Source organism: Pseudomonas sp. GL_139_B (genome assembly GCF_057834475.1).
In genome coordinates this window covers 4,875,498-4,893,358 of sequence record NZ_CM174403.1, presented here as the reverse complement: position 1 = coordinate 4,893,358, position 17,861 = coordinate 4,875,498, and the positions used below count along the sequence as shown (strand labels likewise).

Annotated in this window: 12 protein-coding genes and 2 pseudogenes; 4 read left to right on the top strand and 10 right to left on the bottom strand. The window is 59.8% G+C overall.

Annotated features, from left to right (window positions below; genetic code table 11):
- Positions 1-9 precede the first annotated feature (9 nt).
- Positions 10-1,437 (bottom strand): arginine-ornithine antiporter, encoded by a 1,428-nt coding sequence (gene arcD, locus AC3ISI_RS22400; RefSeq protein ID WP_489333843.1) that lies wholly within the window; start codon positions 1,435-1,437, stop codon positions 10-12.
- A 460-nt stretch (positions 1,438-1,897) separates the two neighbouring features.
- Here arcD (AC3ISI_RS22400) and arcD (AC3ISI_RS22395) point away from each other — a divergent pair, with 460 nt between their 5' ends.
- The gene (gene arcD / locus AC3ISI_RS22395; protein WP_489333842.1) at positions 1,898-3,325 is read left to right on the top strand and encodes an arginine-ornithine antiporter; all 1,428 of its coding nucleotides are present in this window, start codon (positions 1,898-1,900) and stop codon (positions 3,323-3,325) included.
- Positions 3,322-4,185: a DNA-3-methyladenine glycosylase family protein gene (locus tag AC3ISI_RS22390; protein ID WP_489333841.1), complete on the top strand. Its 864-nt coding sequence runs from the start codon at positions 3,322-3,324 to the stop codon at positions 4,183-4,185. Before arcD (AC3ISI_RS22395) ends, AC3ISI_RS22390 begins: the two co-directional genes overlap by 4 nt.
- A 50-nt stretch (positions 4,186-4,235) precedes the next feature.
- On the opposite strand, the gene AC3ISI_RS22385 is transcribed toward AC3ISI_RS22390, so the two are convergent.
- The 9 genes and pseudogenes from AC3ISI_RS22385 to gap all read right to left on the bottom strand — a co-directional run bounded on the left by AC3ISI_RS22385 (position 4,236) and on the right by gap (position 14,789).
- Positions 4,236-5,567 (bottom strand): CoA transferase, encoded by a 1,332-nt coding sequence (locus AC3ISI_RS22385; RefSeq protein ID WP_489333840.1) that lies wholly within the window; start codon positions 5,565-5,567, stop codon positions 4,236-4,238.
- 170 nt (positions 5,568-5,737) lie between these two features.
- Entirely contained in the window at positions 5,738-6,493 is a 756-nt protein-coding gene (locus tag AC3ISI_RS22380; protein WP_489337770.1) for a methyl-accepting chemotaxis protein, read from the bottom strand.
- 102 nt (positions 6,494-6,595) lie between these two features.
- A pseudogene (locus tag AC3ISI_RS22375) lies at positions 6,596-7,603 on the bottom strand (methyl-accepting chemotaxis protein); the annotation flags it as partial.
- A gap of 452 nt (positions 7,604-8,055) precedes the next feature.
- A complete protein-coding gene (locus AC3ISI_RS22370; protein WP_489333838.1) occupies positions 8,056-8,451 on the bottom strand; it encodes a YbaN family protein in 396 nt (131 codons plus the stop codon).
- A 164-nt stretch (positions 8,452-8,615) separates the two neighbouring features.
- Positions 8,616-9,224 carry a biliverdin-producing heme oxygenase gene (locus AC3ISI_RS22365; protein WP_489333837.1) on the bottom strand — a complete coding sequence of 203 codons (609 nt, stop codon included), beginning with the start codon at positions 9,222-9,224 and terminating at the stop codon, positions 8,616-8,618.
- 112 nt (positions 9,225-9,336) lie between these two features.
- Complete coding sequence (locus AC3ISI_RS22360; RefSeq protein WP_489333836.1) at positions 9,337-11,901, bottom strand: TonB-dependent receptor; 2,565 nt, start codon at positions 11,899-11,901, stop codon at positions 9,337-9,339.
- Positions 11,902-12,023: 122 nt separating this feature from the next.
- Positions 12,024-12,931, bottom strand: a pseudogene (locus tag AC3ISI_RS22355) (FecR family protein).
- Positions 12,932-13,079: 148 nt separating this feature from the next.
- Positions 13,080-13,607, bottom strand: coding sequence for an RNA polymerase sigma factor (locus AC3ISI_RS22350; RefSeq protein WP_489333835.1), 528 nt, complete (start codon positions 13,605-13,607; stop codon positions 13,080-13,082).
- A gap of 180 nt (positions 13,608-13,787) precedes the next feature.
- Positions 13,788-14,789, bottom strand: coding sequence for a type I glyceraldehyde-3-phosphate dehydrogenase (gene gap, locus AC3ISI_RS22345; RefSeq protein WP_489333834.1), 1,002 nt, complete (start codon positions 14,787-14,789; stop codon positions 13,788-13,790).
- Between the two features lie 218 nt (positions 14,790-15,007).
- On the opposite strand from gap, the gene edd reads away from it, so the two are divergent.
- Both edd and AC3ISI_RS22335 read left to right on the top strand, forming a co-directional pair.
- Positions 15,008-16,834, top strand: a complete 1,827-nt coding sequence (gene edd / locus AC3ISI_RS22340; RefSeq protein ID WP_489333833.1) for a phosphogluconate dehydratase — start codon at positions 15,008-15,010, stop codon at positions 16,832-16,834.
- Complete coding sequence (locus tag AC3ISI_RS22335; RefSeq protein ID WP_489333832.1) at positions 16,831-17,781, top strand: glucokinase; 951 nt, start codon at positions 16,831-16,833, stop codon at positions 17,779-17,781. The genes edd and AC3ISI_RS22335 overlap by 4 nt, the downstream gene beginning before the upstream one ends.
- Positions 17,782-17,861 lie beyond the last annotated feature (80 nt).

The following is a 17,861-nucleotide window of genomic DNA, read 5'->3' as shown; positions in this document are numbered from 1 at the left end:
ATTCAGGTGTTACAGGGTCAGGAAGCCGTCATACAGTCCATAGGCCGCCACCACGGCGCCCACGATTACGGCTGCAAAAATCAGCTTCTCGACGTTGGTGAAAACAGGTTTGTTAAGTTCTCGCTTGGCCTTGGCGAACAGGATCACCCCGGGCGCATAGAGCAGGGCGGACAGCAGCAGGTATTTGGTGCCCCCCGCGTAGACCAGCCACACCGCATAGATCACCGAGATGGCGCCGATGAGCAGGTCTTTGGTGCGTTCTCCGCCATCGTTTTCGTAAGTCTCACCCCGTACAGCCAACAGCAGCGCGTAAGCCGCCGACCACAGATAAGGCACCAGAATCATCGAGGTGGCGAGGTAGATCAGCGACAGGTAAGTACTGGCCGAAAACAACGTGATGATCAGGAACACCTGCACCATCGCGTTAGTCAGCCACAGCGCATTGACCGGCACATGGTTGGCGTTTTCCTTGCGCAGGAACTCCGGCATGGTGTGGTCCTTGGCGGCGGCGAACATGATCTCCGCACACAGCAGCACCCATGACAGCAAGGCCCCCAGCAGCGAGATGATCAAGCCGACGCTGATCAGCACCGCGCCCCAATCACCGACCACATGTTTCAGCACCGCCGCCATCGACGGGTTTTGCAACTTGGCCAGTTCCGGTTGGGTCATGATCCCCAGGGACAGCACGTTCACCAGCACCAGGAACAGCAGCACGGTGATGAAACCGATGACGGTCGCTTTACCCACGTCACTGCGTTTTTCGGCGCGGGCCGAGAAAATGCTCGCACCCTCGATGCCGATGAACACCCAGACGGTGACCAGCATCATTTTGCGCACCTGGTTCATTACGCTGCCCAGATCCGGGTTTTTCAAACCCCAGATGTCGGCGGTGAAGATGTCCAGTTTGAAGGCGAAAATCGCGATCAACACAAACAGCACCAGCGGCACGATCTTGGCGACCGTGGTCACCATGTTGATGAACGCCGCTTCCTTGATCCCCTGCAATACAAGGAAATGCACACCCCAGAGCAGTACCGATGCACCGATGATGGCTGCGACCGTATTTCCCTCGCCAAAAATGGGGAAGAAGTAGCCGAGGGTACTGAACAAGAGAACGAAGTAGCCGACGTTGCCCAGCCAGGCACTGATCCAGTACCCCCAGGCTGAAGAGAAACCCATGTAGTCGCCGAATCCGGCCTTGGCGTAGGCGTAAACCCCGCCATCCAGATCAGGTTTGCGGTTGGCGAGGGTCTGGAAGACGAACGCCAGGGTCAGCATGCCGACGGCAGTGATGGCCCAGCCAATCAGTACCGCGCCAACGTCGGCACTGGCGGCCATGTTTTGCGGCAACGAGAAGATCCCGCCGCCAATCATTGATCCGACTACCAGCGCAACCAATGCGCCAAGTTTCAGTTTTCCGGGGGATTCAGACATCGCATGACTCCAGTGCAGGAGAAGAGAGACAACAGAGTAGTTCTGCTAGCTGTTCGAACATCTGACTTAGATCATTGGATGGGCACATTCCATTGTGAATTAAAGAGTTACGAATCTTTTCCGTCCATGGCAGTACTGCCGGGAAAGCCCTATCCAGAGGCCTCGGTCAGAACAAACAGGAATAACGAACCCCCTGCTTCGATTTTTAAATTAGTTGGTTTTTGCGTTTCCGCAACTATTTGGCGCCAGTTTCATGAATAGACAGAATTTGTCAGGATTCCCCCGCAAAACTGCTCTTTGCCATGACGCTCATAGAATGATCGGTTATAAATAAAAGGGCTTGGCATGGCGTCATCTAATAAACGTTATTACGCTGTATCTATTTAGTTAAAACCAACCTTGTGACGGTTTTATAACAAGGGTCACCCCGGCTGCATCAGGAAACAGTGGAGACGCAGGAATGTCACAACCGACGCAAAAGCTACGCCTGAGTGCGCTTATCGCCCTGGTGGTGGGATCGATGATTGGTGGCGGGATCTTCTCGTTGCCACAAAACATGGCAGCACGGGCCGATGCAGGGGCGGTGCTGATTGGCTGGGCTATTACCGCCGTGGGGATGCTGACCCTGGCGTTTGTCTTCCAGACCCTGGCCAATCGCAAACCCGAACTCGATTCCGGGGTCTACGCCTATGCCAAGGCCGGCTTCGGTGACTACATGGGATTCTCCTCCGCCTGGGGGTACTGGATCAGCGCCTGGCTGGGCAACGTTGGCTATTTCGTGTTGCTGTTCAGCACCCTCGGTTACTTCTTTCCGGTCTTTGGCCAGGGCAACACGCCCATTGCTATCGGCTGTGCCTCGGTGTTGCTGTGGGCCGTGCATTTCCTCGTGTTGCGGGGGATCAAGGAGGCGGCCTTCATTAACCAAGTGACCACCGTGGCCAAGATTGTGCCGCTGATCATGTTCATCGTCATCGCCGCCGTCGCCTTCAAGGCCGACATTTTTACTCGGGATATCTGGGGGCACAGCAACCCGGAGTTCGGCGGGGTTATGGACCAAGTGCGCAACATGATGCTGGTGACGGTGTTCGTGTTTATCGGCATTGAGGGCGCCAGTGTGTATTCGGCGCGAGCGGAGAAACGTTCGGACGTGGGTCGGGCGACGGTCATCGGTTTCATCGGGGTGCTGGCGCTGTTGGTGCTGGTGAACGTGCTGTCGCTGGGGATTATGAGTCAGCCGGAGCTGGCGAACTTGCAAAACCCGTCGCTGGCGGCGGTGCTCGAACATATCGTCGGGCCCTGGGGCGCATTGCTGATCAGCGTTGGTCTGGCGATTTCGCTGTTGGGGGCGTTGCTGTCCTGGGCGCTGCTGTGTGCCGAAATTCTGTTCGCGACGGCCAAAGACAAGACCATGCCTGCCTTCCTTAAAAAGGAAAACGCCAACCACGTGCCGGTAAACGCCTTGTGGTTGACCAACGTGATGATCCAGATCTTTCTGCTGATCACGCTGTTTTCGGCCGGCACTTACACCAGTCTGATCTACCTCGCCTCGTCGATGATTCTGGTGCCCTACCTGTGGTCGGCGGCGTATGCAGTGTTGTTGAGCGGGCGCGGCGAAACCTACGAACACGCCAGCGCCGAGCGCACCAAAGACCTGATGATCGGCGGTATCGCACTAGGGTATGCGGTGTGGTTGCTGTATGCCGGCGGGGTCAAATATCTACTGTTGTCGGCGTTGCTGTATGCGCCAGGGGTGATTCTGTTTGCCAAGGCCAAGCATGAGCAAGGCGAGCCATTGTTCACGCCTATCGAGAAGGGCATTTTTACCGGAGTCCTGATTGGTGCCGGGCTGGCCGCGTATGGGCTGTACAGCGGCTTGTTGTCGTTGTGAGATTGTTGCTGGCGTATCAACCGCCGTATGACTGGTCGGCGATGTTGCAGTTTTTATCGGCGCGGGCGGTGGCCGGTATGGAAGCCGTGGCCGATGGGGTGTATTCGCGCAGCATCGGGCTGAACGGTGTTCACGGTAGGTTTTCGGTAGGGCCGGCGGACGGTCATGCGCTTGAGCTGACGCTGGATTTTCCAGATGAGTCGGCGGTGCCTGAGATCGTGGCGCGACTGCGACGGATGTTTGATCTGGAGGCGGATTTGCCGTCGATTCATCGACAGTTGGCGTTGGACCCCTTGATGAAATGCTTGATTGCCCAGCGCCCGGGCCTGCGGGTGCCGGGGGCGTGGGATGGGCTGGAGTTGGCGATTCGTGCCGTGCTAGGGCAGCAAATTAGCGTGGGCGCGGCGATTCGTTTGGCGGGCAAACTGGTGGCGCAGTATGGCGTGCCGTTGCAGTCACCGGTGGCGGGGTTGACCCATGTGTTTCCTGAGCCGGCGGTGTTGGCGCAGGCGGATCTGGCAACGTTGGGCATGCCCAAAAGCCGGGGGCGAACCTTGTCTGGCGTGGCGCAGGCGTTGCTGGATGATCCGCTGTTGTTGGAGCCCGGCCGGGAGGGCGGTGTGGCTCGATTGCTCGCCTTGCACGGGATTGGTGACTGGACGGCGCAGTACATTGCCTTGCGGCAATTACGCGAGCCCGATGCGTTTCCGTCAGGGGATGTGGGGTTGATCAACGCGCTGGCCGCGCTTGAAGGCGAGCCGGTGACGGCGCTGGAGTTGCTGCAGCGAGCCGAGGCGTGGCGACCTTGTCGAGGGTATGCGGCGCAGCTGCTTTGGACATCACTCAGCCGGTCGGACTGAGTTGTCTGTTCGGGCCTCATCGCCAGCCTGCTGGCGATGAGGCAGACCTGTCACCACCACTGCGCGCGATGGGAACCCAATTCAGTTGCCGGTAGCACCCACTGCAACGGTGTCCCGGTAATTTTCAGTGGCACATGCAGCCGATGCGCTGGCCCCCACGGTGTTTGCTCAACCACTAGCCCTTGATCGCTTTCATCTTCCGCCCGCAACGGCTCGTTTGTTCCCGCGCCATTTTCAACCAACAACTTCGCCGTACGCGCCAACGACAACCGCGCCGAACCTCCACGCCCCAACAACCTGATCACAGCAGCCGCCATCAAATAGCCGGTGGCGTGATCGAGTGCCTGCACCGGCAAAGGCGTCGGTTTGTCCGCGTTCTTCCACTGCATCCCTGCGTCTGCAATCCCGCTGCTCATCTGCACCAGGCTGTCGAAACCACGGCGGTTCTGCCACGGGCCACTCCAGCCGTAAGCGTTGAGGCTGACATCGATCAGGCCCGGAGCCAGTTTCCGGCGTTCGGCAACGCCGTAGCCCAAGCGCTCCAGCGCATCGGCGCGGTAACCGTGCAGCAGGATGTCGGCCTCTTTGAGTAAGGTTTCGAACACCGCGCGATCCTCGTTGTTCTGCAGGTCGAGGCGTGCGCAGCGTTTGCCCAGGGTGACTTCCGGTACCACGCCGGGTTCGTTCCAGGTCGGTGGGTCAATGCGCAACACATCCGCACCGAGGCCTGCGAGAAAACGGCTGGCGACCGGACCTGCCAGCACGCGGGTCAGATCCAGCACCTTTATCCCGGTCAGCGGCCGGGCCACATTGCCTTGCCACAGTTTCGCGGGTTGGCCACTGTCGCCACTGAACTGAATCAACGGCTCGGCGTTCACGGCAACCCCCTGGGGGTGGCGTTGCCATTGCGCCCACGTGCGCATCTGGGCGGCGCACCCTCCGGCGTCGACCACGGCCTGTTCCAGATCGCTTGTGGCCCATTGCGCCACCTTGCTCAACATCGCCGTACGGTCGGCACCGCTGCCGAGTACGCTTTCAGCCGCTGCGCGGTGATGGGGCGCGTTGGTGTGCAGACGGATCCAGCCGTCCTTGGTCGCGTAGTCACCGGCAATCGGGTCCCACAGGGGAGGGACGCTCCAGCCAACGGGACGGATTGAGGTGGCGAACCAGAAGGAGGCGAGGCGGCGGTCGACTTCAACGCCGGGCAAGCGATCGGTGTGCTGCAGCAGCAACTCGCTGACAGCTTGACCGGCCGCGGCAATGCTGGCGCAGGCTAGATCAGTGACGGCAAACGCCGAGGGCAGGGCGCCGCTCGACGTGAAGGGGGTTTGGGTGTGAGGCAAACCGAGCGCGGCTTGAATGGGCGTGAGTAAATCAGTCATCGAAAGCCCTCCGGAACGAGTGCCCGATCATAGTTCAAATCAAGTGACACACCAGATGAAACCTGTGGGAGCGAGCCTGCTCGCGATGACGGACTGACATTCACCATAGAAGTTGAATGAGAGACCGCTATCGCGAGCAGGCTCGTTCCACAGGGGATCTGCGGAGATTTCTAAACCCGGAACTGATCCATCAATTTCATCTGGCGGGTAGTCAGTGAGTTGAGCTGGCTGCTGATCTGCGCTGATTCGGTGGCCTGGCCGGTGAGGGTCTCGGTCACGGTGCGGATCGCCGAGACGTTGCGGTTGACCTCTTCGGCCACGGCACTTTGCTGCTCGGCGGCGCTGGCGATTTGCAGGTTCATGTCGCTGATCACCGTGACCGCATCACTGATTTTGCTCAGGGCCTGGACCGCTTGCTGGATTTGCCCGGCGTTGCTGTGGGCCTGGGTCTGGCTTGAATGCATGGTGGCGACCACGCCACGCGTGCCGCTCTGGATGCGTTCGATCACCTGGCGAATTTCTTCCACTGAATCCTGGGTGCGTTTAGCCAGATTGCGCACTTCATCGGCCACCACCGCAAAACCGCGACCGCTCTCGCCGGCACGGGCCGCTTCAATCGCGGCGTTGAGCGCCAGCAAGTTGGTTTGCTCGGCAATGCTGCGGATCACTTCCAGTACCGAACCGATTTGCTCGCTATTGACCGCCAGCGCTTCGACTTCGGTCACGGCTTTGCTGACTTCGTCGGCCAGTTGATTGATGTCGCGGGTGCTGCGCTCGATGATCTGCATGCCGTCACGGGCCGATTGGTCGGCACCCTTGGCGGCGTTGGCTGCGTTCGAGGCGCTGTTAGCAACATCGTGGGCAGTGGCGCTCATTTCATTGGACGCGGTGGCGACCTGATCGATTTCGCGGAACTGCAACTGCATGCCTTCGCTGGTCTGACGGGCGATCTCCGAAGACTGGTCGGCGGTGCCGCGGGCGTCGGTGATGCTTTGTTTGATCTGCGCGATGGTCGGTTGCAGTTTGTCGAGGAAGCGGTTGAACCAGCTGACTAGCTCGCCCAGTTCGTCTTTCTTGCTGTAGTGCAAACGCTGTGTCAGGTCGCCGTCGCCACTGGCAATTGCCTTGAGCATCTGGGCCACGCTGTTGATCGGCCGGGTCACGCCCGATGCGGTGAGCCAGATCAGCAGCAAGCCGACCAGGCCGGCGATGACCGCGACCAGCACGGCTTTGATCGTGCCGCTTTGCTGGGCATCATCGAGCAGCGCTTGGAGTTTCACCGAATCGGCCAGCAACGCTTGCTTGGGCAAGTCGATCACCACGCCCCAGGCTTTGGAATCGCCAATCGGGCTGACCGGGTACACCGCGCGGATCAATTCGCCTTGTTCGAGAATCTTCGGTGCACCGCCGCTGAGCAGTTGCAGGATGTCCTTGCCGTCTGTGCCCAGGGTTTCGCCAATGCTTTTGCCGACCTTGCTGGCATCAACGCTGTAGCCGGCCAGCACGCCAGTTCCGGAGACGATCAGCATGTGCCCGGCGTTGTTGAACAGTTCCCGCTGGGAGTCGACCGTCGCCGCTTGCAGCGCATCGAGGGCAATGTCGACACCGACCACGCCGATGGATTTCCCATCCACCAGCAGCGGCACGGAAATGGTGGTCATCAACACTTCCTTGTTGCCCACGGTATCGGCGTACGGGTCAAGCAGGCAGGTACGCTTGCTGTCTCGCGGGCAGGTGTACCAGACGTTGTAAGGCGTGCCGCTGAGGTTCAAGGTGGTTTTGGTCATGTCTTCTTCGACCATGATTGTATTGAGCGCTTGCCCCCCGGCTCGGCTCCAATACGTGGCGAAACGACCGGCTTCGTTGGATTGGCGGGCGGCGTCGTTGACGAACTCACTGTCCTTGCCATCCAGGCCATCAGGTTCGAACGCCAACCAGACGCCTAAGACCTTGCCGTTGCGCTCGAACGCGGTTTTGAGGCTCTGGTTCAACTCTTCACGCAGGGCTCCGGGCTCAATGGAACGTTTGGCGGCCATGTTGCGCATGTCGTTGATCTGATCCGCCAGGGCGGTCACTACTGTCAGGGTTTCGCCAAAGGTCTTCTGCACCCGCACCGCTTGTTCGGCCGCCTTGGCTTGCAGCAGGTTCTGCACGCTGTTGGTGAGCATTTTGCTGCTGGAGGTGCTGACCAGTTCATTGTTCTGATTGGTCTGGTACATGTTCATGCCGACGATCAGGGCGACCACGCCGAGCAGGCAAAGACCGGACAGCAAAACGATTTTCAGACGGATAGAGAGAGAGTCGAACATGGGGCGAACTCACAAATGGATGAAGTATTGGCAAGGAGTCGATAGCGACTCGGTGCGCCAAATCCATTCAGCGCCATTCAATGCACATCGGCGCCGTGAGACGGTTGCATGAACCCTATGCCGACGAACGGTAGCAAGTAAACGTTTGCGCAGGAAAATGCCCTGAAAAGATTGGGAATTCAGGAGATTCTCGGTAGGGATTCCGGTCGCGACCAGATCCACAGATTGCCCAGGCTCATGCCGGCAATCGTCAGATAAACCGGCCAGCCGCGATCGAGCATTACCAGCATCAGCGTGGCGCAGAGCAACATGCTGACGGTGGCACTGACCTTGGCACGGCGGGTGATGATTTTGCCGGTGCGCCAGTTGCGCAGGATCGATCCGAACAGCCTATGGTTCTCCAGCCAGGCACCCAGGCGAGGCGAACTTTTGGTCGCGGCCCAGGCTGCGAGCAGGATGAATTCGGTGGTGGGCAGGCCTGGGACAACGATGGCGATCAGGCCGATGCCGAGACTGAGGTAGGCCAGTAGGCCAAACAGCAGACGGGAGAGTTTTGAAGAAGAAAGGTGAGGCATTGGGCTCAAGTTGCGCGACTAAGGCTTGATCGGGATCGTGCAGGCACACACGGTCCCTTGTAGGAGTGAGCCTGCTCGCGATGACAGAGTGTCAGTCGACATCATTGCCACCTGACCCACCGCTATCGCGAGCAGGCTCACTCCTACAAGGGGGATATGTTTCTTCAGGCGAGTTCCAGGGTGGTGGCGTAAGCCTGCTCCAGCAGTACGGTGAAGCGGTTGAACGCATCGACCGCAGCTTTCTCCACTTCAGCTTCCTCTTGTGCAGAAAACTCCAGGCCATCCAGCGTCTTCACAAAGTTTTTCCAGCCCTCAGCACGGCCGCCAGCAGGTTCAGCCAGGTGGCGGGCGCCAAAGGTTTCGCTCAGGCCAAGACCGACAGCGCGTTTGATCAAAAACGCCGCGCCCAGCTTCGACCCCTCGGAGACGAACAGCCAACCCAGTGCCTCGGCTTTGGTTGGATGTTTCACGGCACCGGCGACGGGGGCTGGAACTTCAGTGTCCAGATCGGCCAGATCCGCCTTGGCGGCTTCAGCACGGCAACGGTCCGGCAGGAACGGGACGATCGCGGTCAATTCGGCATCGTTGTACAGCGACACCAATTCCGACTGAAACAGGTACTGAGCCACCATGAAACGCGCGAAGTTGGCCTGGGTTTCAAACGGCGCGTGGGCTTTGACCAGCGCATCGAGTTGGGTGTGCGGTTCGTGGGTGATCTGGTTCAAGCGTTGCGAACGCAGAGCGGGGCGTTGAGCAGTGTCCTGAGAGGTCATGAGAAATCCTTGAGAAATGGAGGCGCCTGGTAACGAGACGAATAAGCAGGCGCCTGACAGTAAAAAGTCTCACCGCGCCGCTTCTATAGAGCGGCGCGATGAGGAGATCGGGTCAGATATCCCAGACCAGATTGATCGCGAAGTTGCGACCCGGCTGAGTCAGGCGATCGAGGTTGGCCGGTTGTGTGACCGAGGCTTCGCCGACGCTGTCGTAGCCGCGCACGTCATCCCACTGCCAGTACTTTTTGTTGGTCAGGTTGTAGAGACCGGCGTTGACGGTCACGTCGTCGGTCACCTTGTAGAAGCCGGCCAGGTCGAGCACGCCATAACCCGGGGTTTTGAACTGGGTGCTGGTGCCGTCCGGGGTCTTGAAACTGGTGCTGTCGACGCGGGTCTTGCGCTTGACCAAGGTCCAGTTCAACAGCGCGCCGTATTTTTCCTGGTCATAACCCAGGCCGAACACGCCAGTCAGCGGGTTGATGCTGTTCAGCGGCTGGCCAGTGTCATCGTTGCGGCCATACAGGTAGGCCGCTGAGCCTTGAGTGTAGAGACCGGTCGGGGCGCCGAAGCTGTCCAGGTTCAGGTGACCCTTGAGTTCAACGCCTTTGATGGTGGCGTGAGCGATGTTGTTGCTCTGGAACGTGGTCTCGGTATAACCGGGCGTGATGGCGTTCTCGTCGATGAAGTCGCGGTATTTGTTGTAGAACACCGCCATATCGAACGTACCGGCCTCGAATTGGCCGCGCAGGCCAGTTTCATAGCTCTTGCTCTTTTCCGGTTCCAGATCCGGATTGGGCGCGACCTGATAGCCGCCGGCCAGGTTCTCAAAGCGACCGTATAAGGCCTTGGCGGTCGGCGTGCGGAAGCCCTCGGCATATTGGCCGTACCAAGTGTAGTTGTCGTTGAAGCTGTAAGTGGTGCCGAGTTTTGGCGACAGACGATGCCAGGTTTTGGTGTCTTCGCTCACGTCGCCGTTGCCACTCTGGTCGGCGGTGACGAGAAACTCGTCGGTAACGTGCGGCTTGAGCTCGGTGTAGTCGTAACGCGCGCCAGGCAGGAAGGTCCAGTTGCCCCAGCTGATCTGATCCTGGGCGAACAGGCTGTAGCTGGTGGTGGTCGGGTCGGGGAAATCGCTGGCCGGTTTCAGTGTGTCGGCGGCGCTAGGGGCACCGATCACCCGGCAGGCGCCCGCCACGGTCAGGCAAGTGCCGGTGCCGGTGCGCAGACCGGTGACTTTATCCTGTTTGATGGTGGTGCCGTAGGTGACGAGGTGATCGGTGTCGGTGAAGGCGAACGACTTGTCCACCTGGGCATCGAACACCCATTGGCGATCCTTGTAAGTGGTTTCGCGGTTGCGCAGCACGGTACGCGACGGGGCGTAGATTTCGTCGGTGGTCTGATCGGCCTTGGCGATCTGGTAATTGAGCGACCACTTGATGTTGTCGGCCAGAACGGTGTCCAGGCCAAAGGTGTGCTCCAGGCCGAAACGTTCGCGAGTGATCGTGTCATTACCTGTGCGCGCTTGATAGAAGCCGAAACCGCGTCCTGCGTTGAACGGGCCGCCCACCGCGCTCAACTGGTTAGTGTCGGTGTCGTTCTTGTAGTGCTCGTAGGTCAGGCCCAGGCGCGCGTCGTCGGCGTAATCCCAGCCCAGCTTGGCCAGTACGCTGTAGGTGCGTACATCCGCGGGGTTGGCCTCGGTGCGGTTCAGGCCGGTGCCACCGGTTTCGCCATAGGATTGTGTTTCATGGCCATTGCGCTGATTCAGGTGCAACAGACCATCGAACTCGCCGGTACGGCCAGCCACGGTGCCGGCGGTCAGCCAACTGTCATCGGCCGAGCTGTAACCGGTTTTCAGGCGTGCGCCCACGTCCTTGCCAGGCTTGATGATGTCGTCCGCGTCCAGCGTGTAGTAGCTGACCGCGCCGCCGATGGCGTTACTGCCGTACAGCACCGATGCCGGGCCTCGGAGGATTTCCACGCGCTGGACGATTTCCGGGTCGACGTAGTTGCGGTTGGTCTGGGCATACGGGCCGTTGAAAAAACTGTCAGGCACTTGCACGCCATCCACCTGGGTCAGGACGCGGTCGCCGTCGATGCCACGGATGTTGTAGCCGGTGAGGCCGGCGCGTTGGCCGGTGCCGCCGACCGAAACACCCGGTTCGTAGCGCACCAGCTCCTTGATGGTGTTGACGTTGTTGCGGTCCAGGTCTTCACGGGTATAAACGCTGACTGTGCTCGGGACGCTGTTCACGTCCTGTTCATTACGGGTGGCGCTGATGGTGACCTGGTCCAGATTGAGCGCACCGCTGTTGCTGCGCCTCTCCAGCACGATGTTGTTGGCGCTCAGTTTGCGATAGCTCAGGTTGGTCCCCACCAACAGGCGGTCGAGGGCTTTTTCCGGCGGTAACGAACCGCGCACGCCCGGCGAAGCCACGCCTTGAGCCAGTTCTGCCGGCAAGCCGACCTGCCAGCCGGTCACGACGGTAAAGGCGTTGAGTGCCGACACCAGCGACTGTTGAGGGATGGCGAACGAGTAATCACCCAGAGTGCGGGTCGACTGCTCGGCCGCAGTGGCAGCCAGGAGCGGCGCGGCACCGGCCATGAGGATGGCAGCGGTCAGCAGCGACAGTGCACGCGAAGGTGAAGAGGACTGGCGGGTAAGGCGAGAGGACATCAATAACGCTCCGTGTCGCACGAATCTTTATAGGTGCTGATTGGCATGTGGAGATGCGAATCAATTGCATTGGCTATAACGAGACGAACGAACTTCGGCTATCGAGTAAAAATAATTCTCATTTAGTTCAAGATCACCAGAGCGGGGAATTCCTTAAGTTGTGCAGAGGTGATGTGAGCGAGGGAGCGGACAACCTCCAGCGGCTGGTCGAGACGGTAATTTCCGGTCACGGCGACGTTGGCCAATTGTTCATTGTTGTTGATGATCCAGCCCGGGTAGTAGCGACTCAGCTCCGCCAGCACTTGGCTCAAGGGGCAGTTCTCGAACACCAGTCGGCCCTGGACCCACGCCAGATCGGTGGCGGCATCGAGTTTGGCCGGGCGGTCGAAACCGTTGGGTCCGATACGGATGCTTTCACCGGCGGAGAGGCGTACGTGCGCATTGTCCTGAGTCGCCCGTAAGTCGACATCCCCGCGCTGCACCTGAACCTGCGCCACGCCGTTCAGGTAGCGCACGGCAAACGCGGTATCACGCACGCTGGCGGTGACTGGCCCTGCGTTGATTTCCAGCGGCAGGTCACGGTTGGACGGCACTTCGAAAAACGCCTCGCCCTGATACAACCGGGCCACGCGTTGCTGATCGTTGATGGTGCTGGAAAACGCCGAGTCGGTATTGAGCAGCACTTTCGAGCCGTCCTCCAATTGCAGGCGCTGGCGTTCGCCGACCACCGTCAAATGATCCGCCTGAAGGCGATCGGCAGATTGCTGAAACTGAACAAGCCGAGGATCAACACTGCAGCAGTGGCCAGCGATCTCCAATGCGGACGCAGACGTGAGAATACGGTGACTTTCGGTGGCCGGGCGGCCAGTTGTTGTGCGCATTGCACAATTTGCGGGCCATCCCAGAGCGCCTGCGCCTTGGCGAACGTCTCGGCATTCATGGGGGCGGCGGCCAGCCAGTCTTGAAACGCCTGGGTTTGTTCCTCGCTCGGACTGCCCAGCACAATCAGCCAGTCCAGGGCCTGGTCCATCGCGCTTGCGGCGTCCCGCGCCGGGGAGGGCGCAGAGGAGCGGTGAGTGTCCGTCACGGTGTTTCCTCGGAAGGGAGAGGAGCAGTTTCGAGTTTCGAATTTCAAGCTGCAAGCTCAAGCTGAATGGGGTTTAGCTTGAGCTTGCAGCTTAACGCTTGCCGCTGCCGTCGTGTCGTTGCGCGACACCGATGCAGATCGTCATGATCAACTTCAGTTCCTTCTGCACCGTACTCAACGATACGTTGAGCTTCTCGGCAATTTCCAGGTAGCTGTGCCCGTGCAGACGGCTGAGGATGAATATCTGCTGCTGACGATGGCTCAGTTCGCCGAGGCTCACGTTCAAACGCTCCAGCAACTGCTCGGCATGGGCGGCATCCTCGGCACTGCTGGTGGGTGCAGCGACGCTTTCCATCACGTCCTGCGGGACGTCGTCGAGCATCGTGCGGGACTGAATGCGGCGCGCGCGCAAATGGTCCAGCGCCAGGTTGCGGGCGGTCTGGAAAACGAAGGGTTCAAGGTGATCGATGGCCCGTTCGCTGAGCGCCCGGGTCACTCGCAGGTAGGTCTCCTGCAAGAGATCTTCGGCGGTACTGTGATTGTTGACCATCCGCTCCAATGTGCGCAGCAGCGAAACCCGCTGGGCGATGAAGACGTGATTGAAGCGAGATTGACTCACGGGGGAACCTGATCCATGTCTAGCAAATGATAATGCTTATCATCCACTCGGGTGGTCAAGTATTGATTTCAGAACGCCACAAATCCTGTGGGAGCGACCTGTGGCGAGGGGGGTTGTCGGAACGCCGCATCGCCCCGTTGGGCTGCGAAGCGGCCCCAAAATCTCTGACAGGGGCTCGGTTTACTCGGCGTTGCACAACGCCAGGCAGTTATCGAGCATGCGGTTGGAGAAACCCCATTCGTTGTCGTACCAGGCCAACACCTTGAGCAGCTTGCCGCTGGATTTGGTGTGGTTTGCATCGAAAATCGACGACAGCGGATTGTGATTGAAGTCGCTGGAAACAAGCGGCAGTGTGTTGTAACCAAGAATTTTCGAGTGCTGGCTGGCTTCTTTAAGCAGCGCATTCACTTCATCGGCTGACGCTTCGCGCTTGAGCTGCACGGTCAGGTCCACCAGCGACACATTGATCACGGGTACGCGCACCGCCATGCCGGTCAATTTGCCCGCCAGTTCTGGCAGCACCAGGCCGACGGCTTCAGCCGCACCGGTCTTGCTCGGGATCATGTTCTGGGTGGCGGAGCGGGCGCGGTACGGGTCGGTGTGGTAGACGTCGGTGAGGTTTTGATCGTTGGTGTAAGCGTGGATCGTGGTCATCAGACCGCTCTCGATGCCCAGTTCGCGGTGCAGCACCTGGGCGACCGGGGCCAAACAGTTGGTGGTGCACGACGCGTTGGAAATGATTTGGTGGTGCTGGCGCAAAATGTCGTGGTTAACCCCATAAACCACAGTGGCGTCGGCGCCCTGGGCTGGGGCCGAAATGATCACTTTGCGTGCGCCGGCCGTAATATGTGCGGCGGCTTTGGCGCGGTCGGTGAACAGACCGGTGCATTCGAATACCACATCAATTTTTTCCGCAGCCCAGGGCAGGTCGGCCGGGTTGCGAATGGCGCTGACGGCAATGCGGTCTCCGTTGACCGTCAGACTCTCGCTGTCGTGCTGAACATCGGCGTCGAACGTGCCATGAACAGTGTCAAACTTGAGCAGATGAGCGTTGATCGCGCTGTCACCCAAATCGTTGATGGCGACGATCTGCAGATCCTGACGATAGCCTTGGGTATACAGTGCGCGAAGGACGTTGCGGCCAATTCGGCCAAAACCATTGATTGCGATTCGAAGAGTCATTTACAGCGCCGCCGTCGTTTTGTTGTTGGAATTACAAGATTATTCGCATAAAAATAGAAAACAAGCGTTTTTAATGGCAATATTTTGTTCAATCTACAACGAGTGACCTGATCAACTGGTCCGACCGATCAAGAAAGCCGTCTGTCATCCCAATCACAACGGTCCTTGTTCAGCATAGACAATCAGGTCGCCACATCCGTTAGCCTGGAGTTCTACACATGCATCCCCGCGTCCTTGAGGTCACCGAACGGCTTATCGCCCGTAGCCGCGCCACGCGTGAGGCCTACCTTGCACTGATTCGCGGTGCGGCCAGCGACGGTCCGATGCGCGGCAAGCTGCAATGCGCCAACTTCGCCCACGGCGTGGCCGGTTGCGGCACCGAAGACAAGAACAGCCTGCGGATGATGAACTCCGCCAACATCGCAATAGTTTCGTCATATAACGACATGCTCTCGGCGCATCAGCCGTACGAAGTCTTCCCGGAACAGATCAAGCGAGCGCTGCGCGAGATCGGTTCGGTCGGACAGTTCGCCGGTGGCACCCCGGCCATGTGCGATGGCGTGACCCAGGGCGAGCCGGGTATGGAACTGAGCCTGCCGAGCCGCGAAGTGATCGCGATGTCGACCGCCGTGGCGTTGTCCCACAACATGTTCGACGGGGCGCTGATGCTCGGCATCTGCGACAAGATCGTGCCGGGCCTGATGATGGGCGCGTTGCGTTTCGGTCATCTGCCGACGATCTTCGTGCCGGGCGGGCCAATGGTGTCGGGCATTTCCAACAAGCAAAAAGCCGATGTGCGCCAGCGCTACGCCGAAGGCAAGGCCAGCCGCGAAGAGCTGCTGGAGTCGGAAATGAAGTCCTACCACAGCCCTGGCACCTGCACGTTCTATGGCACTGCCAACACCAACCAGTTGCTGATGGAAGTCATGGGCCTGCACTTGCCAGGCGCTTCTTTCGTCAATCCGAATACGCCGTTGCGCGATGCCCTGACCCGCGAAGCGGCGCACCAGGTGACGCGTCTGACCAAGCAAAGCGGCGACTTCATGCCGATCGGCGAAATCGTCGACGAGCGCTCGCTGGTCAACTCCATCGTGGCGCTGCATGCCACCGGCGGCTCGACCAACCACACCTTGCACATGCCGGCCATCGCCATGGCGGCGGGCATCCAGTTGACCTGGCAGGACATGGCCGACCTCTCCGAAGTCGTGCCGACCCTGAGCCACGTCTACCCGAACGGCAAAGCCGACATCAACCACTTCCAGGCGGCGGGCGGCATGTCGTTCCTGATCCGCGAACTGCTGGACGCCGGGCTGCTCCACGAAAACGTCAACACCGTGCTCGGCCACGGCCTGCGCCGTTACACCATGGAGCCGTTCCTCGATAACGGCGAACTGGTCTGGCGCGAAGGCCCAACCGACAGCCTTGACGAAAACATCCTGCGCCCGGTCGCCCGTGCGTTCTCGCCAGAGGGTGGCTTGCGGGTGATGGAAGGCAACCTCGGTCGTGGCGTGATGAAAGTCTCGGCCGTGGCGCTGGAAAACCAGGTGGTCGAAGCACCGGCCATGGTGTTCCAGGATCAGCAGGACCTGGCCGATGCGTTCAAGGCCGGTTTGCTGGAGAAGGATTTTGTTGCGGTGATGCGCTTCCAGGGCCCGCGCTCCAACGGCATGCCGGAATTGCACAAGATGACGCCGTTCCTCGGTGTGTTGCAGGATCGCGGCTTCAAAGTGGCGCTGGTGACGGACGGACGCATGTCCGGTGCCTCGGGAAAAATCCCGGCAGCAATTCACGTCAGCCCCGAAGCGTATGTCGGTGGCGCTTTGGCGCGGGTGCAAGAGGGCGATATCATCCGCGTCGATGGCGTCAAAGGCACCCTGGAGCTTAAGGTGGACGCCGACGAATTTGCGGCGCGCGAACCTGCCAAGGGCCTGTTGGGCAATAACATTGGCAGCGGACGCGAGCTGTTTGGTTTCATGCGCATGGCCTTCAGCTCCGCAGAGCAGGGCGCCAGCGCCTTTACTTCTGCCCTGGAGACGCTTAATTGAAACTGGCTTTGGTCGGTGACATCGGTGGGACCAACGCTCGTTTCGCGTTGTGGAAAAACCAGCAACTGGAGTCGGTCCAGGTGCTGGCGACGGCCGACCACGCCAGCCCGGAAGAGGCGATTGCCCTCTACCTGAGGGGCCTCGGTCTGGCGTTGGGCTCTATCGGTTCGGTGTGCCTGTCGGTGGCAGGTCCCGTGAGTGGCGATGAATTCAAGTTCACCAACAATCACTGGCGACTGAGCCGCAAGGGATTCTGCAAGACCTTGCAGGTCGAGCAATTGTTGCTGGTCAACGATTTCTCGGCGATGGCGCTGGGCATGACGCGTTTGCAGCCGGGCGAGTTTCGGGTGGTTTGCGAAGGCACCCCGGAAGCGTTGCGGCCGGCAGTGGTGATCGGACCGGGCACCGGCCTTGGCGTCGGTACCCTGCTGGATCTCGGCGAAGGGCGTTTTGCCGCGTTGCCGGGGGAGGGCGGCCACGTCGATTTGCCACTGAGCAGCCCGCGGGAAACACAGCTGTGGCAACACATCTTCAATGAGATCGGCCATGTCAGCGCTGAAACCGCGTTGAGCGGCGGCGGGTTGCCACGGGTTTACCGGGCGATTTGTGCGGTGGACGGCCACACGCCAGTGCTCGAAACACCGGAAGCGATTACCGCTGCCGGGCTCGCGGGCGACCCGATTGCCCTGGAAGTGCTGGAGCAGTTCTGCTGCTGGCTCGGTCGCGTGGCCGGCAACAATGTACTGACCACCGGTGGGCGCGGTGGCGTGTACATCGTTGGCGGGGTGATTCCGCGGTTTGCCGATTTCTTTGTTGAAAGCGGATTTGCCCGGTGCTTCGCCGACAAGGGTTGCATGAGCGATTATTTCAAGGGCATACCGGTGTGGCTGGTGACAGCACCGTATTCCGGCCTGATGGGCGCGGGTGTGGCGCTCGATCAGGCATAAGACCGAGTCGTTCCCTTCGCGGGCAAGCCTCGCTCCTACAGGTTGTCGGTTTTCTGTGGACCGACGCCAATCCTGTAGGA

Bases quoted from the DNA above. Each gene is read 5' to 3' on its own strand.
- arcD (WP_489333843.1), bottom strand. From the start codon at position 1,437: ATGTCTGAATCCCCCGGAAAACTGAAACTTGGCGCATTGGTTGCGCTG.
- arcD (WP_489333842.1), top strand. From the start codon at position 1,898: ATGTCACAACCGACGCAAAAGCTACGCCTGAGTGCGCTTATCGCCCTG.
- AC3ISI_RS22385 (WP_489333840.1), bottom strand. From the start codon at position 5,567: ATGACTGATTTACTCACGCCCATTCAAGCCGCGCTCGGTTTGCCTCAC.
- AC3ISI_RS22380 (WP_489337770.1), bottom strand. From the start codon at position 6,493: ATGCAGTTGCAGTTCCGCGAAATCGATCAGGTCGCCACCGCGTCCAAT.
- AC3ISI_RS22370 (WP_489333838.1), bottom strand. From the start codon at position 8,451: ATGCCTCACCTTTCTTCTTCAAAACTCTCCCGTCTGCTGTTTGGCCTA.
- AC3ISI_RS22365 (WP_489333837.1), bottom strand. From the start codon at position 9,224: ATGACCTCTCAGGACACTGCTCAACGCCCCGCTCTGCGTTCGCAACGC.
- AC3ISI_RS22360 (WP_489333836.1), bottom strand. From the start codon at position 11,901: ATGTCCTCTCGCCTTACCCGCCAGTCCTCTTCACCTTCGCGTGCACTG.
- gap (WP_489333834.1), bottom strand. From the start codon at position 14,789: ATGACTCTTCGAATCGCAATCAATGGTTTTGGCCGAATTGGCCGCAAC.
- edd (WP_489333833.1), top strand. From the start codon at position 15,008: ATGCATCCCCGCGTCCTTGAGGTCACCGAACGGCTTATCGCCCGTAGC.